Origin of the sequence: Denitrificimonas caeni (genome assembly GCF_027498055.1) — a bacterium.
Taxonomy (GTDB): domain Bacteria; phylum Pseudomonadota; class Gammaproteobacteria; order Pseudomonadales; family Pseudomonadaceae; genus Denitrificimonas.
Map to the genome: position 1 here is coordinate 1 of NZ_CP114976.1, position 25742 is coordinate 25742.

Annotated in this window: 29 protein-coding genes; 14 read left to right on the plus strand and 15 right to left on the minus strand. The window is 49.6% G+C overall.

The window, feature by feature from the left end; all coding sequences use genetic code 11:
• The first annotated feature begins 398 nt into the window (after nt 1-398).
• The 4 genes from folM to O6P33_RS00025 are packed head-to-tail and all read left to right on the plus strand — an operon-like array spanning nt 399 to nt 2411.
• On the plus strand, nt 399-1106 hold the full coding sequence (gene folM / locus O6P33_RS00010) for a dihydromonapterin reductase (protein ID WP_269818216.1): 708 nt from the start codon (nt 399-401) through the stop codon (nt 1104-1106).
• A 21-nt stretch (nt 1107-1127) separates the two neighbouring features.
• The gene (folE, locus tag O6P33_RS00015) at nt 1128-1685 is read left to right on the plus strand and encodes a GTP cyclohydrolase I FolE (RefSeq protein ID WP_269818217.1); all 558 of its coding nucleotides are present in this window, start codon (nt 1128-1130) and stop codon (nt 1683-1685) included.
• 3 nt (nt 1686-1688) lie between these two features.
• On the plus strand, nt 1689-2066 hold the full coding sequence (folX, locus tag O6P33_RS00020) for a dihydroneopterin triphosphate 2'-epimerase (protein ID WP_269818218.1): 378 nt from the start codon (nt 1689-1691) through the stop codon (nt 2064-2066).
• A 3-nt stretch (nt 2067-2069) separates the two neighbouring features.
• Nucleotides 2070-2411: a HopJ type III effector protein gene (locus O6P33_RS00025; protein ID WP_269818219.1), complete on the plus strand. Its 342-nt coding sequence runs from the start codon at nt 2070-2072 to the stop codon at nt 2409-2411.
• On the opposite strand, the gene rsmI is transcribed toward O6P33_RS00025, so the two are convergent.
• Nucleotides 2385-3260 carry a 16S rRNA (cytidine(1402)-2'-O)-methyltransferase gene (gene rsmI, locus O6P33_RS00030; RefSeq protein WP_269818220.1) on the minus strand — a complete coding sequence of 292 codons (876 nt, stop codon included), beginning with the start codon at nt 3258-3260 and terminating at the stop codon, nt 2385-2387. The genes O6P33_RS00025 and rsmI overlap by 27 nt on opposite strands.
• A gap of 124 nt (nt 3261-3384) precedes the next feature.
• On the opposite strand from rsmI, the gene O6P33_RS00035 reads away from it, so the two are divergent.
• Genes O6P33_RS00035 through O6P33_RS00050 form a run of 4 tightly spaced genes read left to right on the plus strand, consistent with a single transcriptional unit; the run spans nt 3385 to nt 6689 of the window.
• The gene (locus O6P33_RS00035; RefSeq protein ID WP_269818221.1) at nt 3385-5193 is read left to right on the plus strand and encodes a penicillin-binding protein activator; all 1809 of its coding nucleotides are present in this window, start codon (nt 3385-3387) and stop codon (nt 5191-5193) included.
• Nucleotides 5186-5551: a YraN family protein gene (locus O6P33_RS00040; protein WP_420094949.1), complete on the plus strand. Its 366-nt coding sequence runs from the start codon at nt 5186-5188 to the stop codon at nt 5549-5551. The genes O6P33_RS00035 and O6P33_RS00040 overlap by 8 nt, the downstream gene beginning before the upstream one ends.
• 26 nt (nt 5552-5577) lie before the next feature.
• Nucleotides 5578-6165 (plus strand): phosphoheptose isomerase, encoded by a 588-nt coding sequence (locus O6P33_RS00045; protein WP_269818223.1) that lies wholly within the window; start codon nt 5578-5580, stop codon nt 6163-6165.
• Nucleotides 6162-6689 (plus strand): BON domain-containing protein, encoded by a 528-nt coding sequence (locus O6P33_RS00050; RefSeq protein ID WP_269818224.1) that lies wholly within the window; start codon nt 6162-6164, stop codon nt 6687-6689. The genes O6P33_RS00045 and O6P33_RS00050 overlap by 4 nt, the downstream gene beginning before the upstream one ends.
• Nucleotides 6690-6775: 86 nt before the next feature.
• Here O6P33_RS00050 and O6P33_RS00055 read toward each other — a convergent pair whose 3' ends face one another.
• The 7 genes from O6P33_RS00055 to rplM form a co-directional block, all read right to left on the minus strand.
• Nucleotides 6776-7249, minus strand: coding sequence for a ClpXP protease specificity-enhancing factor (locus O6P33_RS00055; RefSeq protein ID WP_269819550.1), 474 nt, complete (start codon nt 7247-7249; stop codon nt 6776-6778).
• Nucleotides 7250-7266: 17 nt separating this feature from the next.
• Nucleotides 7267-7890, minus strand: coding sequence for a glutathione S-transferase N-terminal domain-containing protein (locus O6P33_RS00060; protein WP_269818225.1), 624 nt, complete (start codon nt 7888-7890; stop codon nt 7267-7269).
• Between the two features lie 91 nt (nt 7891-7981).
• Nucleotides 7982-8755: a cytochrome c1 gene (locus O6P33_RS00065; RefSeq protein WP_269818226.1), complete on the minus strand. Its 774-nt coding sequence runs from the start codon at nt 8753-8755 to the stop codon at nt 7982-7984.
• A complete protein-coding gene (locus tag O6P33_RS00070) occupies nt 8755-9966 on the minus strand; it encodes a cytochrome b (RefSeq protein ID WP_269818227.1) in 1212 nt (403 codons plus the stop codon). The genes O6P33_RS00065 and O6P33_RS00070 overlap by 1 nt, the downstream gene beginning before the upstream one ends.
• A complete protein-coding gene (gene petA / locus O6P33_RS00075; RefSeq protein ID WP_269818228.1) occupies nt 9966-10559 on the minus strand; it encodes a ubiquinol-cytochrome c reductase iron-sulfur subunit in 594 nt (197 codons plus the stop codon). The genes O6P33_RS00070 and petA overlap by 1 nt, the downstream gene beginning before the upstream one ends.
• 251 nt (nt 10560-10810) lie before the next feature.
• Nucleotides 10811-11203, minus strand: coding sequence for a 30S ribosomal protein S9 (rpsI, locus tag O6P33_RS00080; protein WP_269818229.1), 393 nt, complete (start codon nt 11201-11203; stop codon nt 10811-10813).
• A gap of 14 nt (nt 11204-11217) precedes the next feature.
• Nucleotides 11218-11646 carry a 50S ribosomal protein L13 gene (gene rplM, locus O6P33_RS00085; protein WP_269818230.1) on the minus strand — a complete coding sequence of 143 codons (429 nt, stop codon included), beginning with the start codon at nt 11644-11646 and terminating at the stop codon, nt 11218-11220.
• Nucleotides 11647-12105: 459 nt separating this feature from the next.
• On the opposite strand from rplM, the gene dauA reads away from it, so the two are divergent.
• From dauA to hemL, 4 genes are all read left to right on the plus strand, one after another.
• Complete coding sequence (gene dauA / locus O6P33_RS00090; protein WP_269818231.1) at nt 12106-13884, plus strand: C4-dicarboxylic acid transporter DauA; 1779 nt, start codon at nt 12106-12108, stop codon at nt 13882-13884.
• A 72-nt stretch (nt 13885-13956) separates the two neighbouring features.
• Nucleotides 13957-14757, plus strand: coding sequence for a bifunctional hydroxymethylpyrimidine kinase/phosphomethylpyrimidine kinase (locus O6P33_RS00095; protein WP_269818232.1), 801 nt, complete (start codon nt 13957-13959; stop codon nt 14755-14757).
• The gene (thiE, locus tag O6P33_RS00100; protein ID WP_269818233.1) at nt 14754-15392 is read left to right on the plus strand and encodes a thiamine phosphate synthase; all 639 of its coding nucleotides are present in this window, start codon (nt 14754-14756) and stop codon (nt 15390-15392) included. The genes O6P33_RS00095 and thiE overlap by 4 nt, the downstream gene beginning before the upstream one ends.
• Nucleotides 15393-15436: 44 nt before the next feature.
• Entirely contained in the window at nt 15437-16726 is a 1290-nt protein-coding gene (gene hemL / locus O6P33_RS00105; RefSeq protein WP_269818234.1) for a glutamate-1-semialdehyde 2,1-aminomutase, read from the plus strand.
• 518 nt (nt 16727-17244) lie between these two features.
• On the opposite strand, the gene O6P33_RS00110 is transcribed toward hemL, so the two are convergent.
• Genes O6P33_RS00110 through lptM form a run of 6 tightly spaced genes read right to left on the minus strand, consistent with a single transcriptional unit; the run spans nt 17245 to nt 21786 of the window.
• Nucleotides 17245-17943 (minus strand): HAD family hydrolase, encoded by a 699-nt coding sequence (locus O6P33_RS00110; protein ID WP_269818235.1) that lies wholly within the window; start codon nt 17941-17943, stop codon nt 17245-17247.
• Entirely contained in the window at nt 17940-18833 is an 894-nt protein-coding gene (xerC, locus tag O6P33_RS00115) for a tyrosine recombinase XerC (RefSeq protein ID WP_269818236.1), read from the minus strand. Before xerC ends, O6P33_RS00110 begins: the two co-directional genes overlap by 4 nt.
• Nucleotides 18834-18853: 20 nt before the next feature.
• Nucleotides 18854-19552: a DUF484 family protein gene (locus O6P33_RS00120; protein ID WP_269818237.1), complete on the minus strand. Its 699-nt coding sequence runs from the start codon at nt 19550-19552 to the stop codon at nt 18854-18856.
• Nucleotides 19549-20382: a diaminopimelate epimerase gene (locus O6P33_RS00125; RefSeq protein WP_269818238.1), complete on the minus strand. Its 834-nt coding sequence runs from the start codon at nt 20380-20382 to the stop codon at nt 19549-19551. Before O6P33_RS00125 ends, O6P33_RS00120 begins: the two co-directional genes overlap by 4 nt.
• 1 nt (nt 20383) lies before the next feature.
• The gene (gene lysA / locus O6P33_RS00130) at nt 20384-21634 is read right to left on the minus strand and encodes a diaminopimelate decarboxylase (protein ID WP_269818239.1); all 1251 of its coding nucleotides are present in this window, start codon (nt 21632-21634) and stop codon (nt 20384-20386) included.
• 11 nt (nt 21635-21645) lie between these two features.
• A complete protein-coding gene (lptM, locus tag O6P33_RS00135; protein WP_269818240.1) occupies nt 21646-21786 on the minus strand; it encodes an LPS translocon maturation chaperone LptM in 141 nt (46 codons plus the stop codon).
• Between the two features lie 184 nt (nt 21787-21970).
• On the opposite strand from lptM, the gene cyaY reads away from it, so the two are divergent.
• Together cyaY and rnk are read left to right on the plus strand one after the other, a co-directional pair.
• The gene (cyaY, locus tag O6P33_RS00140) at nt 21971-22303 is read left to right on the plus strand and encodes an iron donor protein CyaY (RefSeq protein ID WP_269818241.1); all 333 of its coding nucleotides are present in this window, start codon (nt 21971-21973) and stop codon (nt 22301-22303) included.
• 156 nt (nt 22304-22459) lie between these two features.
• On the plus strand, nt 22460-22867 hold the full coding sequence (rnk, locus tag O6P33_RS00145; protein WP_269818242.1) for a nucleoside diphosphate kinase regulator: 408 nt from the start codon (nt 22460-22462) through the stop codon (nt 22865-22867).
• A 34-nt stretch (nt 22868-22901) separates the two neighbouring features.
• Here rnk and O6P33_RS00150 read toward each other — a convergent pair whose 3' ends face one another.
• Nucleotides 22902-25739, minus strand: a complete 2838-nt coding sequence (locus O6P33_RS00150) for a class I adenylate cyclase (protein WP_269818243.1) — start codon at nt 25737-25739, stop codon at nt 22902-22904.
• Between the last annotated feature and the right edge of the window lie 3 nt (nt 25740-25742).

Consider the following 25742-nt stretch of genomic DNA (forward strand, 5'->3'; position numbering starts at 1 on the left):
CAAAAACACACCACGCTCTTTAATCGAGCGCTGGCTTAATTCATTGACAAAGTTCCAGACGAAATTGACACTTCGAGCCATGCTGTTTAGCAGTGGTCGGTGCTTATCTCGAATGCGAACTTTTAATGTTTTGGTGTGCTTTATCATGCTGTATATAATACCAGTACCAACCTATATTGCAAAGACTTGAACAACCTATTAGGGGCTGCTTACGCCGCCCTCGCTATCCATCCTCGCACTCAAAGTACGAGGCTTTCCGCGATTTTGGTAACAAGGGCAATTCACCCAGTTTTTGTAGGTTGTACTCATTTGCAGTCTAGTATAGCTTTATCCACCCCCTATCTCAGAGCTCTTGATAGTCAACTGCCACTAGCAACCACGGATTACCCTAAGGCCAAATGATGAGTGATAGCGCGCCAATCCTCCTGACCGGCGGCAGTCAACGCTTAGGACTGCACTGCGTGAAGCGTTTTTTAGCAAACGACCAGTCGATGATAATCAGCTACCGGCAAGAGCGTCCTGAAGTTGCTGAACTACGCAAACTAGGCGTACATTGCATTCAAGCAGACTTTGCTACTGAGCAAGGCATTCTAAACTTTATTGCCGCCATCAAAGCTTACACACCAGCGCTACGGGCTATTATCCACAATGCTTCTCTGTGGATAAGCGAGGACGGTGCCGACAGCGATGCCTTTAAGCAAATGATGAATGTGCATGTTTTGGCCCCTTATTTGATCAATCAACACTGTGCGGCGCTTCTGCAACAATCGCCTCAGGCTGATATTATCCACATCTCTGATGATGTCACTCGCCGCGGCAGCGCTAAACGCATTGCTTACAGTGCCAGTAAAGCAGGGCTCGATAATCTCACCCTATCATTTGCTGCCAGCTTAGCCCCGCAGATTAAAGTCAACACCATAGCGCCGGCTCTAATTATGCTGCATCCAGACGACGATGCAGCGTACCAGCGTCGCGCTACAGCTAAATCCGTATTGGGCACTGTGCCTGGCCCGGAAGTAATTTATCAAAGCCTACGTTACTTATTGGACACACCTTATGTAACCGGCACAACCCTTACTGTAAACGGTGGTCGGCATCTAAAGTGATGCGTGCCGCGGAGAGCAAAAATGACTGAAGAAATAAGCAAACATTACCGCGAAATTTTAACAGGCCTAGGTGAAAATCCTGACCGCGAAGGCTTGCGCGATACCCCAATGCGCGCGGCCAAAGCCATGCAGTATCTGTGCAACGGCTATGAAAAAGACCTGGACACAATCGTCAACAATGCACTCTTTGAGTCAGAAAGCGATGAAATGGTGATTGTCCGTGACATTGAACTGTATTCCTTATGCGAGCACCACTTACTGCCCTTCATTGGTAAAGCGCACGTAGCCTATATCCCCACGGGTAAAGTCATTGGTTTGTCCAAGGTGGCACGCATTGTTGATATGTTTGCCCGCCGCTTACAAATTCAAGAAAACCTCACCCGCCAAATTGCCGATGCAGTCCAGCAAGTCACAGGCGCGGCAGGGGTCGCAGTGGTGATTGAAGCCAAGCACATGTGCATGATGATGCGCGGCGTAGAAAAGCAAAACTCCGTAATGACCTCCTCTGCAATGCTGGGTGTGTTTCGCAGCTCAGGCACCACTCGCCAAGAGTTTCTTCAACTGATTCGGAGTCACTAATCTATGGCACGACTAGAACCTGGTATGGCGCGGATTCGCATTAAAGACTTACGGCTGCGCACCTACATTGGTATCAATGAAGATGAAATCCGTAACAAACAAGATATTTTAATTAATATCACTCTGCTCTACCCAGCGGATGATGCTGTGCAAATTAACGAAATCAGCCACGCACTGAACTACCGCACCATCACCAAAGAAATCATCCAGCACGTAGAAGAAAACCGTTTCGCACTACTGGAGCGCCTCACCCAAGACGTGCTTGACTGTGTAATGCGTCACCAGCGCGTGCGCTACGCTGAAGTGGAAGTCGACAAACCCCACGCTCTGCGTTTCTCTGAGTCTGTCTCAGTAACGCTCAACGCACACCGCGCGGCTTAAGTGATGCTCTTAGTAGATTTCCTCAACGCCATCCAACAGCCGGAGCATCGCTTTGCCGATACTCTGGCTTTTATTGATGCCAACTACAGCTATACACCCCGCGCGTTTGACAATGGGGGCTTGCATAATGCCGCTGGCAGCAATCAAGGCTCCTGTAAAATTCTTGGCTTAGCCTTATTAGAAAACCTCAGCACTGCTGATGCCTTGCGCGCCTTTGGTGAGCACTACACTTGGGTTTTGGCCCACCCAGAACGCTCTGAACATGCCAACATTAGACAATTGCTGCAATACGGGCTGACAGCAGTGCACTTTACTCAATTACCCCTCAGCCGACTTGCTCGCTAACGCCCACTGATACAGTGCATTTTTACGCGCGCCAGTGATTTGCGCCGCTAAACCTGCCGCACGCTTTAAAGGCATTTCCGCCATAAGCAATGTAAGCACTCGCTGCGCCTCCAAGGGCACCTCAGGAGCGTCTGCCGGAACTTGATAGCCTGCTACTAGCAGTACGCACTCACCCCGCTGCTGATTAGCGTCGGCAGCAACCCAAGCATGCAGCTCTGCCAAGGGTAAATCATGGATTGTCTCAAAGGTTTTGCTCAGCTCACGTGCCAGCACTGCTGGGCGATCGGCACCGAAGATATCGCGCATATCGGCAATACTGTCCAATAAACGATGCGGTGCTTCATAAAATATCAAAGTACGCGGGTCATTTTGTACTGCTGCTAAACGCGCACAACGCGCCACGTGTTTCGCAGGCAAAAAACCCTCAAAAACAAAACGATCCGAAGCTAAACCAGCTGCTGATAATCCAGCAATTAACGCGCAAGCACCGGGTACCGGCACCACCTGTATACCTGCTGCTCGGGCTTGTCGTACCAAGTGATAGCCGGGGTCAGAAATCAACGGAGTACCGGCATCAGAAATCAAAGCCACAGCATCGCCCGCCAGTAAGCGCGTAATAAAACGCCCACCTTCCTCGCGCTCATTATGCTCATGACAGGCCGCTAAAGGCGTCCGAATACCAAAATGCTGCAACAATCGACTGGAGTGACGGGTATCTTCTGCAGCAATCAGGCTGACCTCAGCGAGTATGCGCAAGGCACGGGCGCTGATATCGTCAAGATTACCGATCGGCGTTGCGACCACATACAATGTGCCGAACTCGCTAGCCTGTGGTGTGGATGGGCTCACAAAACGCTCCAAAGAAACAGATTTAAACGCTATTGTAGCCTGATTTAGGCTGACAAGATCGCACCTAAGCATTGGCTTGGGTACAATCACCACATTCATTTTATTGTGCTTGGGTTGCTTCGCTATGAAAACTCCGTTACGTCTGCTTTCAATACTTGGCTTATCAGCTGTGTTAGTGGCTTGCTCTAGTTCCCCGAGCAACAGCTTAGGTCAACTGCCGCCGACTAAATATGAAGACTTAGACAAACTGCTACTGCAAGCCAGCAAAAAAAGTGACAGCCAAGCTGTAGGCTTGTATTTAGCTGCTGCAGACTTGGCTTGGCAGCAAAAGCAAGCACTGCGCGCCCGCGAAATATTAGAGGGCATCGATTTAAGCCAAGCCACGCCTGCCCAGCAAATATTTGCTAAAACCTTAGAAGCAGAACTTGCTCTGGGCCGCAAGCAGCCCAAAAGTGCTTTGCAGGCTCTAGCCGACCCAAGTTTCACCCATCTCAGTGAGCTCCCCATCAGCCAACAGGCTCGCACGCAGCTGGCCCGCGCACAAGCGCTGCAAGATACTGGCAAACCTCTAGCAGCTGCCCGCGAGCGCATTTTTATCGCACCTTTACTCGATGGGCAACAGGCTTTCGATAATCACCAAAGCATCTGGGCATTACTCAGCAGCTTGCCACGCACGCAGCTTAAAAGTAGCGGCCAAGCAGACCTCGATGGCTGGATGGAATTAGTCCGCCTCACCAAGGCCAGCGACTCCCTTGAGCAGCAACAAGCCAGCATCAAGCAGTGGATGGCCAAAAACCCTCAACACCCAGCCGCTCAGCAACTGCCAGAAACGCTAAAAAAACTGCAGCAAATTCAGGCGAAAAATATCCAAACCCTCGCCTTGCTATTGCCCTCACAAGACCCGAATCAAAATGTCGTTAACGCGTTGCGCAATGGTTTTTTTGCCGCCCATTACCTCGCCCAAGCAAACGGACAAGCCACGCCAACGGTCCTCGTCTACGACAGCAGCGACATCGCATCCATGGACGCCTTCTACAAGCAGGCAGCTGCCGATGGCATTGAGTTAGTGGTTGGCCCTTGGGAAAAACCCTTAGTGCGCCAGTTGGCCAGCCGCTCCACACTGCCCATTACCACCTTGGCCCTCAACTACGCTGACAGCCATCAGTCCGGCTCTAAGCTCCTCTTTCAGTATGGCTTAGCCGCAGAAGATGAAGCCCGTCTGGCTGCTGACCGAGCGTGGGCCGACGGTATGCGCCGGGCTGCTGCTTTGGTACCACAAAACGCTTGGGGTGACCGCGTTCTGGCAGCATTCTCCAGCCACTGGCAATCCTTAGGGGGCGAGCTGGTCGTCACTAAACACATTGACCGCCCCGTTGAGTTAGCTGGGCAAATTGCCGATATGTTTCAGCTGCGCGCTAGTGAGCAACGCAGCAAGCAACTGGAAAACACCTTAGGCACGAAAGTGGCTGCCCAGCCTGCTCGCCGCCAAGATATCGACTTTATATTTCTGGCGGCAACCCCACAGCAAGCTCGTCAAATCAAACCGACACTGGCCTTTCAATATGCTGGTGATGTTCCTATTTACGCCACCTCAGCGGTTAACCCAGGTCCTGGGGAAATATACCCAGAGCTAGAAGGTATTCAGTTCAGTGAAATGCCTTGGTTCATTGAGTCGAACGATGCTACTCGCCAGCACATCACCTACCATTGGCCGCAGGCCTTAGGCAGTATGGGACGCTTTTATGCCATGGGCGCTGATGCCTACCAATTGGCCAGCCAGCTCCAGCAGCTACAAGTCCTACCCAACAGCAGTGCCTCGGGTTTAACGGGTATTTTGCAGCTCAGCCCAGACCAACGCATTGAACGTACTTTATACTGGACACAGTTTGCTAACGGCGCTATTGAGCAAATCCATGAGGCGCAGATTGACTAAACACCTCAAAATTGGCAAGGCCGCTGAGCAGCATGCCCTAAACCACTTGAAAAAATCCGGTTTAAGCATCATTACTCAGAACTGGTCTTGCCGTTTTGGCGAAATAGATCTAATCATGTTAGAACAAGAGACTGTGGTTTTTGTTGAAGTGCGCTACCGTAAAAATACTCACTTCGGTGGTGCGCTTGACAGTATCAACCAAGCGAAACGTGACAAACTTGTGCGCACTGCAGAAGTTTTTTTAAATGAATACCCACAGTGGCTCGAACACTCTTGTCGCTTTGATGTCATTACTGCACAACCATGCACTGCTCAGGTATTCAACTTAGACTGGATTCAAGATGCATTTGAAACCTAACACCATTTTTAATAAAGGCTGATCCTATGCAACCGCGTATTCAACACATGTTTCAAGCCAGCATTGAAACAAAACAAAATGCTTTAACTGTACTCCCCCCTGCCATTGAAAATGCCAGCTTAATGATGGTGAGCTCCTTACTCAACGAGGGAAAAATCCTCGCCTGTGGCAATGGTGGCTCAGCGGGTGATGCCCAGCATTTCTCTTCAGAAATGCTCAACCGCTTTGAGCGTGAGCGTCCAAGCCTCCCAGCTATTGCCCTCACCACCGACAGCTCCACCATCACCTCCATTGCCAACGACTACAGCTACGAGGAAGTATTCTCTAAGCAAATTCGTGCATTAGGGCAAGCCGGTGATGTTTTACTAGCGATTTCCACCAGTGGTAATTCAGCAAACGTCGTGCAAGCTATTCATGCTGCCCATGACCGTAACATGCACGTGGTCGCCCTCACAGGCCGTGACGGCGGGCAAATTGCGCCACTGCTATTACCAGATGATGTCGAGATTCGCGTACCCTCTAATGTCACTGCACGCGTTCAAGAAGTGCACCTGTTAGTGATTCACAGCTTGTGCGACCTGATTGACCACCAACTGTTCGGAAGTGAAGAATGATTCGTAAAGTACTTACCATAGCGCTGCTCAGCGTGCTTATTAGTGCCTGTGGCGCACGCAGCTTCGGCAATAAGTTTGATGACCAGTTTATTGGCCCAGAAGTCACCCGCTCGATAAAAAATGCTCACATTGACTTATCCACCAGCACCTCACGCATTGTAGTGACGAGCTACAACGGCATTGTCCTAGTGACAGGGCAAACACCCAGTGCAGAGCTTAAAGAGCTGGCAGGCAAGGCTGCAGAGTCAGTCACAAGCGCCAAAAAAATTCATAACGAGTTACAAATCACCACGCCGACCTCCGGCTTAGTACGCAGCAATGATGGCTTACTCACCGCCAACATCAAGACCCGCATGCTTTCTTATAACGACGTACCAGCCACTAAGGTAAAGGTTGTGACTGAGAATGGTGTTGTGTACTTAATGGGAATTATTAGCCGTGCCGAGGCAAATCGCGCCACTGCAGTCGCGCAAGAAGTGAATGGTGTACAAAAGATTGTGCGCTTATTTGAATACGTCAATTAAACCTGCATTGCACAGATTGAGCGCCACGCCTTAAACTCTTTTACCGCGTTGACCGTCAATACGGCCAGCGCGGAAAAAGAATACAACTACTTGATAATCCGTAAACTCGGACGTCCTGAGGATGGCGGTTGCGGCGGCTCATCATCAGGATCTGGATTATCTTCAGAGCGCTCAGTTTCAACCGCACGCAGCATCACAGACGGTTCTTCATCGGTTTGACTTGGATCTTCCTGATCCTCTCCCAGCTGCGCTGAGGTCGCATCAAAGAACATACCTTGGCCATTTTCGCGGGCATATATTGCTAATATCGCCTCAATGGGGACATACAACGAAAATGGCGCACCGGAAAACAGAGCTTCAAAACTCACAGCCTGATTATCTATTTCAAAATACCGTACCGCAGCTGGCGCAGTGTTAAGCACTATTTGCTCATCCACTGCATAGCCTGGCGGGACTTTGACATTGGGATAATTCACATCAACCAACAGATGCGGCGTGCACTCATTATCAACAATCCATTCGTGCAAGGCGCGCAATATGTAAGGGCGACTGGAGTTCATCATTTAATTACTCCTGATTAAGGACGCATTAAACGCTCAGCCTCAGACAAACTGGCCTGAAAAGCTTCACGCTCAAAGTTGCGGTCCATGTACTCTAGAAGCGGCTGAGCAGCTTTTGGCAATTCAATACCTAAAGCTGGCAAACGCCACAAGAGCGGTAACAAATAGCAGTCCACTAAACTAAAGTCATCGCTCATAAAGTACTTCATGCTCGCAAACACTGGCGCAACACCAGTGAGGCTTTCACGCAGTTCTTTACGGGCTTTAGTACGTGCGGTTTCTTTGGTTTTTTTATCTAAAATCAAATCAGCTTGCGCACTCCAGTCACGTTGCACACGGTATGACAGCATACGCGTATTAGCACGCGCGACTGGATACACTGGCAGCAATGGCGGGTGTGGGTAACGCTCATCTAAGTACTCAAGTATGACAGTTGAGTCGTATAAAGCCAGATCGCGATCGACCAGAGTTGGCACTGTAGCGTAAGGGTTTACCTCAGCTAAGTACTCCGGGCACTCACCATCCACTACGTCCATGATTTCAGCAGTTACTGCCTTCTCCGCCAGAACCAAACGCACACGATGTGAGTATTGGCACGTAGGATCAGAGTAACAGCCCAACTTATTGGGGGCAGACGACATGCTTCCTTCCTCCACTATAAATATACATAAAGCACAAAGACACACGCGCCCCTCAGGGCGCGTGTGTCACTCGGTAGTTACGCGCTGTAGATCAATGCACATCTTTCCAGTATTCACGCTTCAACAAGTAAGCGAAAACAAAGAAGAAGGCAAGGAACAATAACACATAAGTTCCGATACGCTGGCTCTTAAGCTTAACAGGATTAGCAGAGTATTCGAGGAATGTCACAAGATTTTTAATTTTCTCGTCAAACTCCGCTTCATTCAAGCTACCTGTATTGGGCACAATAACTAATTGATCACAAGCTTCTTCAGTGATTGGCAAACCAGTTAACGGGTCAAATAATTTTTGCCCATCTTCCTCAATTTGCACTTGCTTGCAACCAATAACCTGGCGCCCTTGTAAGCCAACTAACACGTTAGGCATCCCAACAGAGTCAAACACCTTGTTGTTTACGCCATAAGGACGTGATGGATCTTCATAAAATGTACGCATATAAGTGTACAACCAGTCAGCTCCACGCACACGAGCAACGTTGGTTAAGTCTGGCGGTGCAACACCGAACCACAACTTACCGTCCGCTTCTCTCATACTGGACTTCATATGATCGCCAAACTTAGCATCAGTAAATACTAAGTTATCCATCATCAGCTCTTCATTGATACCCAAGTCATTCGCAACACGCTCGTAACGTTGGAACTTTGCTCCATGGCAACCCATGCAGTTGTTTACAAAGGTTTTCGCGCCATCTTGCAGAGCTGCTTTGTCAGCCAGATCAATTGAAACACTATCCAGTGGATAGCTACTAGCAAAACCAAACATAGGTAATGCAGCTAAAAGTAATGCAGCAATTTGCTTTTTCATTAGCCAGTCACCCTTTCCGGAACCGGTTTAGTCTTCTCCATTCTGGTATAAAAAGGCATCAGAATGAAGTATGCGAAGTAAATAATAGTACAGATTCGTGCCACCAACGTGCGCTCCGGTGTTGGTGCTAAAACACCCAGCACACCCAGAATCACAAAGCTGATGCAGAACAGCCAGAGCCATACTTTGCTCATCCAGCCTTTGTAGCGCATTGATTTAACTGGACTACGGTCCAACCAAGGCAACACAAATAACAAGGCGATTGAGCCACCCATGGCAATTACACCCATCAGCTTATCAGGTACTGCACGTAAAATTGCATAGAAGGGTGTGAAGTACCAAACCGGTGCAATATGGTCAGGTGTTTTCAGCGCGTTAGCTTGCTCAAAGTTCGGCTTCTCGAGGAAGTACCCACCCATTTCTGGGAAGAAGAACACCACGAAACAGAACACAAACAAGAACACTACAACACCAACAATATCTTTCACCGTGTAGTACGGATGGAAAGGAATACCGTCTAGAGGAATACCGTTTTCATCTTTATGCTTTTTAATATCAACGCCATCTGGGTTGTTTGAGCCAACCTCGTGCAAAGCTAAGATATGCAAAACAACCAAAGCTAGTAACACAATAGGCACAGCAACAACGTGCAAGGCAAAGAAGCGGTTAAGTGTGATACCTGAAATCAGGTAGTCACCGCGGATCCACTCAGTCAGATCAGCACCAATTACTGGAATGGCACCGAACAGTGAAATAATCACCTGTGCGCCCCAGTAGGACATCTGCCCCCATGGCAACAAGTAGCCCATGAATGCTTCAGCCATCAGTGCCAAATAAATCAGCATACCGAAGACCCACACGAGCTCACGTGGCTTCTGGTAGGAGCCATAGAGCAAGCCGCGGAACATATGCATGTAGACGACGATAAAGAACGCTGATGCACCAGTGGAGTGCAAGTAACGTAAAATCCAACCGTACTCAACATCTCGCATGATGTATTCAACAGAGGCAAACGCACCCTCTGCTGAAGGCTCATAGCTCATGGTTAACCAAATGCCCGTTAAGAGCTGGTTAACTAAAACTAAGAGCGCAAGTGAGCCAAAGAAGTAGTAGAAGTTAAAGTTCTTCGGTGCGTAATACTTGGATAAGTGGTCTTCCCACATTTTTGTGGCTGGAAAACGCGCATCCACCCACTCCATAAACTTACTCATTATGCTGTCTCCTCATCGACACCAATAATGACGACTTCATCCGTTTCGTAAGAGTACGGAGGAACCGGCAAATTCAGCGGTGCAGGCTGAGATTTATATACACGGCCTGCTAAGTCATAACGGGAACCATGGCAAGCACAGAAATAGCCGCCCACCCACTCAGGCCCCAAGTCCGCAGGAGCGACTTCTGGTCTGAATGTTGGCGCGCAACCTAGGTGCGTACACAAACCAAGCACTACGAGCAAACCAGGCTTAATAGAGCGGTCCTCAGGACCAACGTAGCTCGGCTGCTCTGACTCTTTTGAACTCGGGTCAGCAAGGCTGCCTTCAATTCCTTTTAAACGCTCTAAAATCTCAGGGGTGCGATTCAAAATGAATACAGGCTGACCACGCCACTCAGCAACAATCTGCTGACCCGGCTGAATCTTGCTTATATTCACTCGCACTGGTGCTCCCGCGGCTTTCGCCCTAGCACTGGGGGCCCAAGACCCCAGAAACGGGATCGCTGCCCCTACCGCTCCAGCCGCACCCACCACAGAGGTGGCTGCCACTAGGAAGCGACGTCGGCCCGAATTCACGCCGTCATTGCTCATTAAGTTGTCTCCCATCAGCTATGTAGCCTGTTGTCAGGCCTTGTAATAAGAAAAAAGCTACTTATATTTTCGAATGTAACAAATGGTAAAGAAAAGGTGTCTTCTTGACAAGCTTATCGCACATTACGCTTTACTCAAGCGCTCCTTAGGCCACCAAACCAAGTCAGTGGCAAATTGTCGCAGAGCACTTTAGATACAAAAAACGCCCTGATTCCTTGCGGAAACGGGCGTTTTTCTGCAGCAAATGCCAATCAGCGCTTAGAGTACTGAGGACGCTTACGTGCTTTACGCAGACCAACCTTCTTACGCTCAACTGCACGAGCATCACGCGTAACAAAGCCAGCTTTACGCAGCTCTGGACGTAAAGTCTCATCGTAGTCCATCAAAGCACGAGTAATGCCGTGACGAATTGCACCTGCTTGACCGCTTGCACCACCACCAGCAACGGTGATCATGATGTCAAACTTCTCAAGAGAATCGGTTAACTCCAGTGGCTGACGAACCATCATTCGTGCAGTTTCACGTGGAAAGAAGTTATCCAAAGTGCGGTTATTAATAGAAATACTGCCTGTACCCGGACGTAAAAAAACGCGTGCGGTTGCAGTCTTGCGACGGCCTGTGCCGTAATTTTGAGTCGCCGACATAATCAACTATCCCGTTAAATCTTAAGTTCTTGGGGCTGCTGTGCAGCATGCGGGTGGTTAGTACCAGCATACACTTTCAGCTTGCGATACATGTCGCGGCCCAGCGGATTTCTTGGAAGCATACCTTTAACTGCAGCTTCAAGAACACGTTCAGGTGCTTTATCAATCAGTTTCTCAAAGCTGATTTCCTTGATACCGCCAGGAAAACCAGTGTGTGAGTAATAGATTTTATCTGATGTTTTTTTACCGGTAACACATACTTTCTCAGCATTAATAACAACGATGTAATCGCCAGTATCAACGTGTGGAGTGTACTCAGGCTTATGCTTACCGCGTAAACGGCTGGCAATCTCAGTGGCCAAACGACCCAGGGTCTGGCCTGCAGCGTCGACGATATACCAGTCGCGCTGTACTGTTTCATTTTTTGCTGTAAAAGTTTTCATTCGCTATGGCCTCAGGGCCGTCTTCAAAATAGACGGCAAATCCTAATGAATAGTATTGTCTTTGACAAGTCAAAGTAAGCTCATATGACAGACGCTACTTCGGGGGCTCGGGTCTATCACGTCTGCTATGGCTCTCAATTCGGCAAATTGGCATCACTTCACCTTCTCTTTTGCATTGGGCTAGGCATTACCCACAAAAGAGCCGCGTAAGTATGCCTGTTAGTGAAAAAAAAGCAACCGCTTTATTATTTGCAGGACGACTTAAGCAGCAGCTAAGCAACGCCAACACGAGCGCAACCATACTAGTAGCAATAGCTACGGAGTGCCGCGCAGCGACAGTTAAGTAAGAGCAAGTCTATACCCACCCCAAACCCAGTAAAAAAGCTGAAAACCTCTCACACTAGTATTACTCGCCGCGCATAGGTCTATAATAAGGTGGCACGCACTTGTGGAGCCACTATGTACATTCCGCCATTATTTTCTGCATTACGCCAAACCTTCGCCGAAGGTTATACCCTCAACGCTTTACGTGGCGATATTAGCGCCGGTTTAACTGTCGGCATTATCGCTATACCCTTAGCCATGGCACTGGCTATTGCTGTAGGCGTTCCTCCGCAACACGGTCTATATACCGTGCTGATTGGCGGCTCACTAATAGCCCTAACCGGTGGTTCACGCTTTAACGTATCCGGCCCCACTGCTGCCTTTGTGGTTATTTTGCTGCCTATTACCCAGCAGTTTGGGGTTGGCGGACTACTGCTGTGCACCGCTATGGCTGGGGTGATTTTAATCGCCATGGCTGTTTTACGGGCAGGTGCTCTGCTGCAGTTTATCCCCTACCCCGTCACCCTAGGCTTTACTGCTGGGATTGGCGTGGTGATTGCAACCTTACAAATTAAAGATGCCTTCGGCCTAACTAATGTCGCGCCAACGGCAAACTATATTGAGCAAATCAGCGCTTTAACCCATGCCCTGCCCAGTATTCAGCTTGGCGATACCTTAGTTGCAGCAATCACACTGTTGGTCTTGATTATCTGGCCGCGTTTTGTGCCTAAGATCCCCGGTCACTTAGTCGCGCTGGCAATAGGTAGCTTTATTGGCCTGGCTTTAAATAACGCTGACATTTCCGTCGCCACCATAGGTGAGCGCTTCAGCTATACAGTTGATGGCGTCGCCCATCCAGGCATACCGCCTTTCTTACCTTCTTTTATGTGGCCATGGGAAATGTCAGGCCCAGACGGTAAGCCACTGCTACTCTCTTTTGAGCTTTTTCGGCAACTCCTCGCCCCTGCATTTGCTATTGCTATGTTGGGCGCCATTGAATCCTTGCTCTGCGCCGTGGTAGCAGACGGGATGGCCGGCACTAAACATGACCCCAACGGTGAGTTGCTTGGCCAGGGGATCGGTAACATTCTCGCCCCCATGTTTGGTGGTATCACTGCCACAGCCGCTATCGCGCGCAGCGCCGCTAACGTTCGTGCCGGTGCCTTCTCGCCAATAGCAGCCATTATCCATGCCGGTGTAGTGCTCTTGGCTATGCTCTTTTTAGCCCCAATGTTTAGTCACTTGCCCATGGCGGCACTGGCGGCACTGTTATTAATGGTTGCTTGGAATATGAGCGAACCCAAACATGTTATCCACACCCTGCGCATTTCACCGCGTAACGATGTGCTGGTGCTACTGACCTGTTTATCACTGACCGTATTATTTGACATGGTTTTGGCTGTGGGCGTTGGTTTATTGCTTGCTGCTGGCTTGTTTATCAAAAGCATGAGCGATCTAACCGACACAGCGAGCGTGTCACCGGACGAGCATGACATTCCTGACTTGCCAGATTCAGTCACTGTTTACGCCATTCGCGGCCCCCTATTTTTTGGTGCGGCAGAAAAAGCCTTAAGCGTGCTGCGTAAATTCAACCCTGAAATTCGCGTTGCCATTATTGATCTACGGGCTGTTCCTATGCTGGATATGACGGCACTAGCAGCGCTGAGTAATGTGCTCAACGACTACCAGAAAAATGACATTGGCATTATATTTTTAGGTGCTTCAGCTAAGGTTCGACAAAAGATGCACCGCGCTGGGATTGGTTTGAGTCACAGTAAAATTTCTTATGTCAGCAACTTCGCTATGGCGCGCAAACGTGCGCAATCTTGGCTTGATGCAGACGCAGGTGTTGAACCAAGCACCCTCGATGACGATACTGCTAGCAATACAAATCCACCGACAGCTCAACATTAATTGTCGAACTCGGGTTTTACCACTGCTACGGCTACGTAAAGCCCTTTTAATATCCATGGTAAACTTGAACTTATGAATACATATACTTCCCGCCCTGCAGTATTGTGCTTGTCAGGTCACGACCCTGTTGGTGGTGCCGGTTTACAAGCAGATATTGAGGCTTTAATTGCCCAAGGCTGCCATGCCACACCAGTGATTACCGCACTAACCATTCAAGACACAGTTGACGTCAGTGATTTCAAGATCCTGGAGCACGACTGGGTCATTGCTCAGGCGCAAGCCATTGTGCAAGACATGCCTGTTTCAGCAATTAAACTGGGTATGCTCGGCTCTTTAGAGATGGTGGATACTGTTGCACAGATTATCCAAGGACTGGCAGACACGCCGTTTGTCTGCGACCCAGTGTTACGCGCGGGCGGCGGCGGCGCTTTAGGCAAAGACGAAGTGGGTTATGCTTTACGCTCTAAATTGATGCCTCTAGCAACCATTGTTACGCCCAATTTACCTGAAGCACAGATTCTCGCTGAGCTGCCTAACGGCACAGCAGATAAGTGCGCGCAAGTTTTGCTCAAGCATTGTCAGAACCTGTTAATTACCGGCGGACACGGTGATGAACACGAAGTACACAACCGTCTTTACTGTGCTGATGGCAGCAGCCACACCTTTACCTGCGCTCGTTTACCTGGCGAGTACCACGGTTCAGGCTGCACTCTAGCCAGCGCCTTATCCGGACGTTTAGCTTTAGGCGAAGAGCTGGTCAGCGCTGTGCAGTCAGCCCTCAACTACACTTGGCGCACTTTGCGCGATGCTGAGGCGCCAGGTCGCGGCCAATATATTCCACGCCGCCTACCCTTAGACTTCTGCCACCCATGAGTAACAAAACTCAAGTTTTACGTGGCCTCTATGCCATCACCGACTCTACACTACTAGCCGACGGCCGTTTGTTGCCCTATTGCGAAGCGGCTCTACAGGGTGGCGCGAAGCTTTTACAGTACCGCGATAAATCTTCCGATGGCTCTCGTCGCTTACATGAGGCCAAGGCTCTGCAAACCCTTTGCCAGGACTATGGCGCGCGCTTGATTATCAACGATGATGTCCATTTAGCCCTAGAGCTCGGTGCAGACTTACATCTTGGTCAAGAAGATGGCAGCCTCTTGCAGGCCCGCCAGTTACTGGGGCCCGATGCCATTATTGGCGCAACCTGTCACGCTCGGCTGGACTTAGCTGAGGACGCTGTTAAGCAGCAAGCGGATTACATTGCCTTCGGTCGGTTTTACAACTCTCAAACCAAACCGGGTGACGTCTTTGCCAGCACTGAGTTATTAGAACACGCGCAACAACTGCAAACACCAGTTGTGGCCATTGGCGGTATCACCTTAGACAACGGTAGCACTCTGATTAAACACGGCGCAGCTATGCTTGCGGTAATCCATGGATTATTTGCCGCAGACTCTGCTGCAGCAGTTGAACAACGGGCGCGGGCATTTAGCGCGCTTTTTACTGATTAATTTTCGCAGCGATACGCTCACTGCTTATTTAGATGAGGTTTTTAATGACACGTTCAGCATCTTTATTTGAACAGGCCCAAAAACATATCCCCGGCGGTGTAAACTCCCCAGTGCGCGCATTTGCTGGCGTGGGTGGCACACCTTTATTTTTTAAACATGCCGAAGGCGCTTATGTTGTCGACGAAGATGACAAGCGTTATGTCGACTATGTTGGTTCATGGGGCCCGATGATTCTTGGCCATGGCCACCCAGAAGTTCTCAACGCAGTACGCGCACAGATCGAGCACGGTTTATCCTATGGCGCCCCCACTGCCCTAGAAGTTGAAATGGCCGACTTAGTTTGCAGCTTAGTGCCGTCCATGGATATGGTGCGCATGGTCAGTTCAGGCACTGAAGCAACCATGAGTGCTATTCGTTTAGCCCGTGGTTATACCGGTCGCGATAGCATTATTAAGTTTGAAGGCTGCTACCACGGTCACTCCGATAGTTTGCTGGTAAAAGCAGGCTCTGGCGCGCTGACTTTAGGTGTGCCCAGCTCCCCCGGCGTGCCGGCAGCTTTTGCCCAACACACTATTACCCTACCCTTTAACGACCTTGACGCAGTCGCGGCGTGCCTCGCAGAAAAAGCTGACGAGGTGGCATGTATTATTGTTGAGCCAGTTGCCGGCAATATGAACTGTGTACCACCTGTACCGGGCTTCTTAGAAGGTTTGCGCGAGCAATGTGATAAGTACGGTGTGGTGTTGATTTTTGATGAGGTCATGACCGGCTTCCGTGTGGCACTCGGTGGCGCACAAGCTCACTTCGGCATCACTCCAGATTTATCCACCTTCGGCAAAGTGATTGGCGGCGGTATGCCAGTGGCCTGTTTTGGCGGCAAGAAAGAAGTGATGTCCTACATCGCACCTTTAGGCCCGGTCTACCAGGCAGGCACCTTATCTGGCAACCCTCTGGCGATGGCTGCAGGGATTGCCACCCTTAAACTCATCAGCCGCCCAGGCTTCCATGCAGAGTTGACGGATTACACGCAGCGCCTGCTGCAAGGTTTGCAAGAGCGCGCTGATGCCGCTGGGATTCCCTTTACTACCACTCAAGCCGGCGGCATGTTTGGCCTGTACTTTACCGACCGTAAAAATATCACCAGTTTTGCCGATGCGACCAGCTGCAATGTTGAGCATTTCAAGCAGTTCTTCCACTTGATGCTCGAGGGTGGCGTGTATTTAGCACCAAGTGCGTTTGAAGCAGGTTTCACTTCAATCGCCCTAGGTGATACTGAAATGCAGATCACTCTAGATGCAGCAGAAAAAGCCTTTGCTAAAATGAAAAGCGAATAGCTCGCAGCTCGCATTAAAAACGCCCGTTGATTCGGGCGTTTTTGCCTCTAACTCACTGCTCTGCTCATCTAAGCAGTAACTACCGACAATAGAACTAGAGCATTTCTAAAACAGTGACTATTGATCAGATTTGTGGCTAGCATGCTGTATTGTTGCTGTTTTTCCATCGACGAACCCATCCTGGGTTCAACTCTGGCGCTACGCCATCCATGGCTTCGCTCGTCACAGCAACAACACAGCACTGATTAACCAGCAGCGCTGTCTGCGCTATTGCAACAGCAGTCATTTTGGAAGCAGGCAGCTGTCTACCTTATAAATACTGATTAAACCAAACAGTAAAAGAGCGTCGCACTACACGCTGGCCAACAACATCAATGGTTAAGCAGCGCCCGAATAGGATCAGGATGATCCTTTGAGGATAAAGCGTCATTAGCGAGGTGCGCCCACACAGTTATTTATCCTTGCTGCGTCCACTTACAGCCCACTGACCAGCTTCAGAAAGTATTGGCTTAATGAATCTACTCGTCAAAACGCTTAATCAAATCAGGCAACTGAGATATCTGGTTAATCTGCGCATCGGGCTCGCGCTCACCCGTCCAGATCTTTTGTTCAGGATTAAACCAAATGGTGCGCATGCCCACCTGTTGCGCGCCAAACACATCGTGCTCTGGATGATCACCGATATGAATGCTATGCGCAGGCTTAACTTGTGCGCGCGCTAATGCAGCCAAAAACACCTCAGGCTCAGGCTTGGCCACACCCAAGATGTCGGCACTTAACGCAAAAGAAAAATACTCACCCAAGCCCACACGACGCACATCCGCATTACCATTACTCAAGGCCCCCAACATATAACTATGCCGCAATTGCTCTAAGGTAGGCACAACATCAGCAAACAGCTCAACCTTTTGCCGTTCAGCTAAAAACACCTGAAATGCCTGCTCAGCTAAATCACGGGCTTCAAGCTCTGGGTAGCCTGATTGCAATAAAGCCCGCAACAACACCTGATAGCGCAACTCACTGACACGCTGATCCAGCAGCGGCTGCTGTGCAACCAACTCACCACGCAACTGCCCTAACCGCTCACTGCTCAACTCGCCCAGCTTCGGCGCATGCGTCAGCAACCAAACCCCTAAAGCCTGATTTGCCGCAGTAATCACTGGCTTTACTGACCACAGAGTGTCATCAAGATCAAAAGTCATTAAACGAATACTCATGGCTCTGGTTTACGCCTCGCACGCGGGTGAGCTTGGTCATAGACCTGCGCTAAATGTTGAAAATCAAGGTGGGTATAAATCTGCGTGGTACTGATATCCGCATGCCCCAACAGCTCTTGCACCGCACGTAAATCATGGGAAGACTCTAAAATATGACTGGCAAAAGAGTGGCGTAGCATATGCGGGTGCAAGTGCTGGCCGAGGTCTCGGGCACCGGCTTGCCGAACTCGTTCGCGCACCAACTGTGGACTCATGCGCCGACCGCGCACGCCAATAAACAGTGCCTGATCCTCAGATTGCAGCGTGCCGCGCACAGCCAACCAGCGCTGCACAGCACTAACCGCTTTACTGCCCACCGGTAACAGCCGTTGCTTATTACCTTTACCCAAAACTAAAACCAAACCTTGGGCTAAATCGATGTCAGCAATATTTAAACCCACCAACTCCGACAGACGCAGTCCCGAGGAATACAACAACTCTAAAATTGCATGATCACGGCATCCAACAAAATCATCGGCCACCGGACTATCCAACAATTGTTGAGCTCGATCCACATCCAGCACTTTAGGTAACTTGCGCGGCCCTTTCGGCGGACGAATACCGGCAGCAGGGTCATGCTGGCAAATACCTTCACGCAGTAAGTAAGCATACAAGCCACGCACCGCTGACAATAAGCGGGCAATACTACGCCCGGTCAAGCCACCGTGATGCAGTTCAGCAACCAATTCACGTAGGTGCGCCACCTGCAAAGCGCTCCAGCTTTCTAACTGCTGCTGCTGAGCAAACGTTAAAACTTTCGCCAAGTCACTGCGATAAGCACTGAAAGTATGCGCAGAAGCCTGCCGCTCAGTTTGTAAGTACTCAAGATAAGCACTTAATTGCTCTTGCATATACCACCCATAAGCAACACTTACTTAACCGCTCGCAAAGATGCCAATAACGAGGGTAATAAGCGCGCCAAAACATCGGCTAGGTAAGTTAAAAACAGTGTATCCATAGAGTTACTGTAATGCTGCTGGTCGTCACTGCCCACCGCCAGCACACCCTGTATACCTTGATACTCTAAAGCAGCCACAGCCGCAGATTTAATCTCCGCGGCCTGACTCTTGCCAAATAAAAACTCTAATTCTTTCAGCCGTAAAACGCCGCACAAGGCTTTACCACCCGCCAGCAAACCACCAATGTGCTGCTGCGCAGATTTCAAGGTTTGACTGCGGCCAACACTGATATGCTTATCAGTGAATAACGTCAACCCAACGAAAGGCACGCCAAATGAGTGGCGCAAACTATCATCCACAGCGCTAACCAACTCATCCAAAGTCTGTGCATCAAGCATTTCAAGAATAAGACGTCGGGTTTTATCAAACAAACGGTCGTTATCCCGTGCAACATCCATCAATTGAGTCAAACGATTACGCATTTCAAGATTACGCTCACGCAACACCGCAACCTGACGCTCGACGAGCGAAATAGAGCTGCCGCGCATATGAGGGATACGCAACTGTGCTAATAAATCGTCCTGTTCAATAAAGAAATCCGGATTATTTTCTAGGTAGCTGACCACTTGCTCCGCGGTGATTGCTGCGACTGGCGGTTGTTGGTTACTCATAAGCGAATTTGCCCTTCATAAACACGGGTTGCCGAACCCGTAAAATATACACTGTGATCATTTTTCGACCACTGCAACCAAGCTCTAGCTTTAGCACTGGCAAACTCAATATGCACCTGACGGTTCACCCAATCCTGCGCGATTGCCGCCACAGCAACAGAACACCAGCTGTGATGAAAACTATCAAGAGCACCATAGCCAAGCTGCCACACTTGCGCGCTTAAATTATTTCTATCCTGCACCTGCACGGCACTGATTGTCGTACCCCGCGGGAAACTGGCCTGCTGCTCTAGATGCCCAGCCAGCTCGGCCATCGGCAAGCGCGGCAAATCAGCCACCAATAAAACAGCATGCAAGCCCTGCATGGAGAGCATCTTAAAGTTCTTATCCAACAACCAGCGTGGCTGCCCTTGCTGCTGGATAAAAGCACTGGGCAAAGCCACTTCATCGGTCAAAATTTCAGGCAGCTCAAGAGGCACAGAAACGGCACCATCTGTATGCACCTGCACATCAATAACCGCGTGGCGCAATTCAACACGCATTTGCGCTTTGGCCACTAAGCGTTTATCTGCCACCAAACGCGCCACACAACAGACATCGCTGGCTAACCAATCAATTTCGGCACCTTGCGCATCAAATACACGGCAACTAAAGTCAGCATCTGGGCGTTGCGGCACTTCAATTAAAGCTAAGCGCCGAAAGCCCACTCCAGTCTGGCGATCACTCCATGCGCGCATTTGTTGCGGCTGGATATAAGCATGCTGACTGATCAAGTCGAGCACCATTAAGTCATTACCCAAGCCATGCATTTTCGTAAAACGCAGGAGCATGTTAAGCCTCCGGCAGTAGGCTTTCGTGAGCAAATAACTCTTCTATGCTTTCACGACGGCGGACGAGGTAAGCATGCTCACCATCGACAACCACTTCTGCCGCACGACCTCGGCTGTTGTAATTGGAACTCATCACAAACCCATAAGCCCCAGCAGAGCTCACGGTAAGCAAGTCGCCTTCGGCTAAGGTTAAATCACGCTCTTTAGCCAGAAAGTCGCCGGTTTCACACACAGGTCCGACCACATCATACTTGCGCGGCATGCCGGCACGGGGTTTAACTGGCTGCACGTCCATCCATGCCTGATACAGCGCTGGACGCAGCAAATCATTCATAGCGGCATCGACAATCGCAAAGTCTTTATGCTCAGTGTGCTTTAGATATTCCACACGGGTCAGTAGCACACCAGCATTAGCGACAATATAGCGGCCCGGTTCAAAAACCAAAGCCAAATCACGGCCCGCCACTCGCTCACGCACGGCGGCCATATACTCTCCGGCGCAAGGTGGTTGTTCGTCTTGATAGCGAACGCCTAAACCACCGCCCAAATCCAAATGTTGCACAGTGATGCCGTGCTTAGCCAAACGATCAACCAGCACTAACACCCGATCCAGCGCATCTAAAAACGGCTCAAGAGTGGTCAGTTGCGAACCAATATGGCAATCCACACCTTTAATAGCGATATTGCTCAGCACCGCAGCACGCAAGTACACCGACTCAGCAATATTAATATCAATACCGAATTTATTATCTTTCAGGCCCGTAGAAATATACGGATGAGTGCCCGCGTCAACATCGGGATTAACCCGCAAAGATACAGGTGCAATAACCCCAAGCCGCGCAGCCTCTTCTTGCAGGCGCTCCAGCTCGTCAACAGACTCCACGTTAAAGCAGTGCACACCCACCTCTAAAGCGCGGCGCATTTCTTCGCGGGTTTTGCCCACGCCCGAAAACACCACACGCTCCGGCAATCCGCCAGCAGCAAGCACGCGCTCTAATTCACCAATGGAAACAATGTCAAAACCAGCACCTAAGCGCGCCAGTATATTGAGTACGGCGATATTAGAGTTGGCCTTAACTGCATAACACACCAAGTGCTCCACGCCTTGCAAGGCATCGGCGTAACTGCGGTACTGCGCTTCAATATGCGCGCGTGAATACACATACGTTGGGGTGCCAAACTGCTCAGCAATGCTGGACAACGCAACATCTTCTGCGTGCAGCTCACCCTGTTGATAAGTAAATGCTTGCATGTCAGCCCCCATTAGAGTTCGTAGCGATCTTTACGGTGTTCATGAGCAGCCTTTTCATCATCTGGGTCATACAATGGGCCTTTTTGGCCGCAGGCTGTTAAGCCCAGCAATATCACTGATAATGCAACAATTGGAAGCAGAATACGCTTCATAATAAACCCTTCGTCAAAACTAATAATGTATTGAGTATACCGACCCCTCATAATCTTGCCTATGCGCAGAATCAGCTGCCAGGCTAGGATCCTGATGAAAAAGCCGTATTATGGGCTAACTCTCGGTCAACCAGCTTGGTTAGCCAGCATATTTAGTCTGCCAATACCTATATAGGAGCTCTCCATGAGCCTGAGCAATAGTCAGTTTCACGATCTTGTTGATACCACCCAAATTAATCTAGAAGACATCATCGACAACAGTGATGTCGACATTGATATTGAAAACAGTGCCGGTATTTTAACCCTGACTTTTGAAAACCAGCACCAATTAATTCTCAGCCGTCAAGAGCCGCTTAAGCAACTGTGGTTAGCCGACCGCACCGGAGGTTTTCATTTTGATTACGACAGCAGTCAAACCGCTTGGTATTGTGCCGGCACCGAACAAACTCTAGGACAAATGCTCAGCGATATACTGCTTGCGCACACTCAACACAACTTTGATTTAAGCAGCCTCTAACTATTGCTTGCAGCGCGGCGCTTGCTTATTTACCTAGCTGTGATACGTTGAATGCCTGTGCTGTAAAGAATAAACAGCACCTTAAAAACCTCGTCATTTGGCGGGGTTTTGTCTTTTTTACTTGTCATTAAAAACGCTAGGAGTGCAACAAATACTATGAGCAACAAGCCCGCGATCACCGTCACTCGTTTAGATATGCAACGTCTTGAGCAGGTGCTCGACAATCTAGATGACTATGACGCAGCAGCCGAAGCCCTAGAAGCAGAACTTGCCCGCGCGAATTTTGTTGGTCATACCGAGATTGCTAACGACATCGTGACGATGAACTCCAAAGCACACTTCCATGAGGCCAGCACAGCAACTGATTACCAGCTGACCCTTGCTTACCCTGAGCAAGGTGGCGGCGCCGGCAATGTGTCAGTATTAGCGCCCATTGGCACGGCTTTACTGGGCCTGAGCGTTGGGCAGAGCATTGACTGGCAAACTGCAAAAGGTAAAACCCTGAAGCTAACCTTGACCAAGGTTGAATATCAGCCGGAAGCACAGGGCGATTTCACCCTATAAAGGTGCACTTTTCACCAGCGCCAGTCGCTGTTTGCTAGAGCTGCTGTAATGCGGCGTTGAGGCGTCTTTCCAAAATAGTTTTGCGCTGTAAAAAGTGCATGGTTTGCACATCGCTGTGACCGACAATTTTTGCCAAATCGATATCCGTGATATAGCACGGGTATCGCTCTGCAGTACGGCGCATGCCTAAAATATAGCGGGCAACATAGTGGTACAGCTGATCACCGTATTGCAATTGCGAAAACTCTTGATGATTGCAATACAGTGTTAACGAGCCATCCTCTTCATAAATCACCTGCACAGCATAAAAAGTATGCTCACGCTCAGCGCTGACTAGGCGACAGCGCTCAATGCGCTCTGGGCTGTCAGTGCCGTCAGGGTAAATACGATGATAATTAACGCTAAGCTGCGTGCTGTTGAGGGCTTGCTCTGTAAAGCTTTCAGTCACGGTATGACGGTACAGCAATGAGTTTAAAAAGCGCTGCAAAGGCAATAACAACGCCTGCTCATCAATAAAAGGCTGACTCTGCTGCCACAAGCCATTGCGTTCATCTAAGACATAGAGCTGCGCTTGGCCGGCATTTACCCGATAAAAAACCTGTATCGCATCTTCACGGCCCACGGGCAAAATAAACTTCAAGACATGCCCAAGCAGTGCATATTCATCCACTCGCCAACGAATGTACCGCGCTTGCTCTTGCGCTAAATAACCGCTGAGTTCTGCCACATGGGTAAATGAAATAAATCCAGCACGGCCGTCACGCCACTCCAGCACATGTAACTGCTGCTCTATTTGTAATAAATAGCGGCTATCTTTACCCTGCTCAATGCTGGCAAAAACCTGCGCCACCACTTGTTCCACCCGTTTTACAATTGATGCAGCTCGATTCTGACAAAAACACCCGACATGAATCTGCGCAGCTGTACTCTTTCCAGCGCTGGCATTGAGCAGCTCACTTAAGCATTGCAGTAACGCATTATCACCGCTATAACGACTGACAATCAGTTCATTCCAGCTGTTTAATACAACTTGATCAATGCTCAGTACCAAGTTTTCCCGTAAGCCAGAGAAGCCCAACGCATCCACCTGCTCACTGGCCATATGCACATTGGCTTGGCTGTGTTGGCGCAGCGGGTCAACCCCTACATTAACCAGCAGCAAAACAGCGCTGGGGTAGCTGCTGCTAAGTAACTTTTCCTCTGTTACCGCTGCGAAGGGTAAGGGCAGCACGCGCCGTAAACTGGTGAGAATGCCACGCAACTCATACTCAGTTAAATCACTGCCATTAAGCAACAAGGTCAGTCGGGTTGACTCATCAATAACCCCATTCAGATATGCCCAAGCCAATACCGGCAGCAGCGCCTTACCGCGCTTTAACGGTGAATGATTTTGCCACTCTAAGCCAGCCAAGCTGCCACGGAATAACCCCCAATAGGTTGGCTCAGAACCATCACCTGGGAGGCATTCAACCAAGGTTAATGTTTCTTCAGATAAGTCTGGAGCAATACCTGGATTAAGGTATTCCACTTTGCCCGCTTTACGCTCAAAGGCCGCATATAAACGCCGCCCCAACACGGCTAAATCACGGGCATTAACCGCTTGTTCAGTCTGCATGGAGCGGGCTAACTGGCTTAAGAAGCGATAGCTGTAAACCAGCTCATTGACCAGCAAGCGACGCTCTTGCTGTGCTTGGCCAACTTTCCACTGGTTGCGGCGATCCAAATGAGCCAATAACGCCTCACCCCACCCCCAGGCATTGGTCAACCGCTCCAACACAAGACGTTGCCAGCTTTTTGAGCGATTAAGACGACTCTGAGTTAAGCGCTTACCCACCTTGTGGTAAAAGCAGCGCCGCACCAACTCCAAGCGCTCTAGCTCTTTGCGCTCCAGTAAGTACGCCTCAAGACGTCGATACAGCATAACGTAGGCATCCAGCTCATCCACATTGAGCTGATTGGCATAAATAGCCTGCTTATAACTCAAGCTTAAGCACTGCACCTGAGGGTATTCAGAGGCGTACACTTCAATTAACAAAAGTTTTAATAAGGATTTGTATGGTGATTCAATACCCTTATAGAGCTGCCACATGCCTGCTCCCACAAACTCACCGGGAGGAATATGCGCCAAACAGCCCAGATCCAGCACTTCTTCACTGCGGACAAAACGCTTAGCTAATAAAGTAGCGCAGTATTGAGCATAACGGTGTTCTTCATAGACCGGCACCAGCCACCAGATCGGTATACGCCCGGCCAACCAAAGTGCTGTGCGGTAAAACTCGTCCAGTAACAAATAATGTTGGGTAGTCCCGCAGTCATCTAAAGACAGCTGACGATCGTTATCTTGGCCACTGGCAAATTGCTCTGGCTCAATTAAAAACAAGTAAATCTGCGCCCCTAAAGTCGCGGCCCACTCTTGCAACAAATCGCATTTTTTACGTAATTCAGCTAGCTGTGCCGGCGTTAAATCCGCGCCATGACACAGCCAAAAATCCATATCACTGTCTTCAGCATAAGCCACAGAACCGAGGCTGCCCATTAAAAATAAGGCATGTAAAGGCTGCTCAACACGGTATCCCCGTGGCGCTTTATAAGTAAATGAACGGGCAAAGCTTTGCGCTTCTTGGACTAAGTCAGGCTCCGGAACAAAATTACTTAAACCCGCTGGGGTGGTGCTGGAGACATAACCGGGTAATAGCGGGTGATTGACATGCAGTAGCAAAGGCAATAAACGCAGCACCAATTGCTGACGCGAGGACATCACTAAGTGCGCCCGCTGCAGTCGGTCATGGTTGACAGCTAAGAAACGCTTACGCAGTCGGGTTAAATCTTGACGATCAATCCCTTCGTCGATTTCTAAGCGTATATCAACCATGAC

Coding starts and splice junctions, on each gene's coding strand:
- O6P33_RS00025 (WP_269818219.1), top strand. CDS start 2,070: ATGCTCTTAGTAGATTTCCTCAACGCCATCCAACAGCCGGAGCATCGC.
- O6P33_RS00055 (WP_269819550.1), bottom strand. CDS start 7,249: ATGAACTCCAGTCGCCCTTACATATTGCGCGCCTTGCACGAATGGATT.
- O6P33_RS00050 (WP_269818224.1), top strand. CDS start 6,162: ATGATTCGTAAAGTACTTACCATAGCGCTGCTCAGCGTGCTTATTAGT.
- folE (WP_269818217.1), top strand. CDS start 1,128: ATGACTGAAGAAATAAGCAAACATTACCGCGAAATTTTAACAGGCCTA.
- O6P33_RS00045 (WP_269818223.1), top strand. CDS start 5,578: ATGCAACCGCGTATTCAACACATGTTTCAAGCCAGCATTGAAACAAAA.
- O6P33_RS00120 (WP_269818237.1), bottom strand. CDS start 19,552: ATGAGTAACCAACAACCGCCAGTCGCAGCAATCACCGCGGAGCAAGTG.
- O6P33_RS00110 (WP_269818235.1), bottom strand. CDS start 17,943: ATGAGTATTCGTTTAATGACTTTTGATCTTGATGACACTCTGTGGTCA.
- dauA (WP_269818231.1), top strand. CDS start 12,106: ATGTACATTCCGCCATTATTTTCTGCATTACGCCAAACCTTCGCCGAA.
- cyaY (WP_269818241.1), top strand. CDS start 21,971: ATGAGCCTGAGCAATAGTCAGTTTCACGATCTTGTTGATACCACCCAA.
- O6P33_RS00095 (WP_269818232.1), top strand. CDS start 13,957: ATGAATACATATACTTCCCGCCCTGCAGTATTGTGCTTGTCAGGTCAC.
- thiE (WP_269818233.1), top strand. CDS start 14,754: ATGAGTAACAAAACTCAAGTTTTACGTGGCCTCTATGCCATCACCGAC.
- O6P33_RS00150 (WP_269818243.1), bottom strand. CDS start 25,739: ATGGTTGATATACGCTTAGAAATCGACGAAGGGATTGATCGTCAAGAT.
- O6P33_RS00125 (WP_269818238.1), bottom strand. CDS start 20,382: ATGCTCCTGCGTTTTACGAAAATGCATGGCTTGGGTAATGACTTAATG.
- O6P33_RS00065 (WP_269818226.1), bottom strand. CDS start 8,755: ATGAAAAAGCAAATTGCTGCATTACTTTTAGCTGCATTACCTATGTTT.
- O6P33_RS00060 (WP_269818225.1), bottom strand. CDS start 7,890: ATGTCGTCTGCCCCCAATAAGTTGGGCTGTTACTCTGATCCTACGTGC.
- hemL (WP_269818234.1), top strand. CDS start 15,437: ATGACACGTTCAGCATCTTTATTTGAACAGGCCCAAAAACATATCCCC.
- xerC (WP_269818236.1), bottom strand. CDS start 18,833: ATGCAAGAGCAATTAAGTGCTTATCTTGAGTACTTACAAACTGAGCGG.
- rplM (WP_269818230.1), bottom strand. CDS start 11,646: ATGAAAACTTTTACAGCAAAAAATGAAACAGTACAGCGCGACTGGTAT.
- O6P33_RS00070 (WP_269818227.1), bottom strand. CDS start 9,966: ATGAGTAAGTTTATGGAGTGGGTGGATGCGCGTTTTCCAGCCACAAAA.
- lysA (WP_269818239.1), bottom strand. CDS start 21,634: ATGCAAGCATTTACTTATCAACAGGGTGAGCTGCACGCAGAAGATGTT.
- lptM (WP_269818240.1), bottom strand. CDS start 21,786: ATGAAGCGTATTCTGCTTCCAATTGTTGCATTATCAGTGATATTGCTG.
- rnk (WP_269818242.1), top strand. CDS start 22,460: ATGAGCAACAAGCCCGCGATCACCGTCACTCGTTTAGATATGCAACGT.
- folX (WP_269818218.1), top strand. CDS start 1,689: ATGGCACGACTAGAACCTGGTATGGCGCGGATTCGCATTAAAGACTTA.
- folM (WP_269818216.1), top strand. CDS start 399: ATGATGAGTGATAGCGCGCCAATCCTCCTGACCGGCGGCAGTCAACGC.
- petA (WP_269818228.1), bottom strand. CDS start 10,559: ATGAGCAATGACGGCGTGAATTCGGGCCGACGTCGCTTCCTAGTGGCA.
- O6P33_RS00035 (WP_269818221.1), top strand. CDS start 3,385: ATGAAAACTCCGTTACGTCTGCTTTCAATACTTGGCTTATCAGCTGTG.
- rpsI (WP_269818229.1), bottom strand. CDS start 11,203: ATGTCGGCGACTCAAAATTACGGCACAGGCCGTCGCAAGACTGCAACC.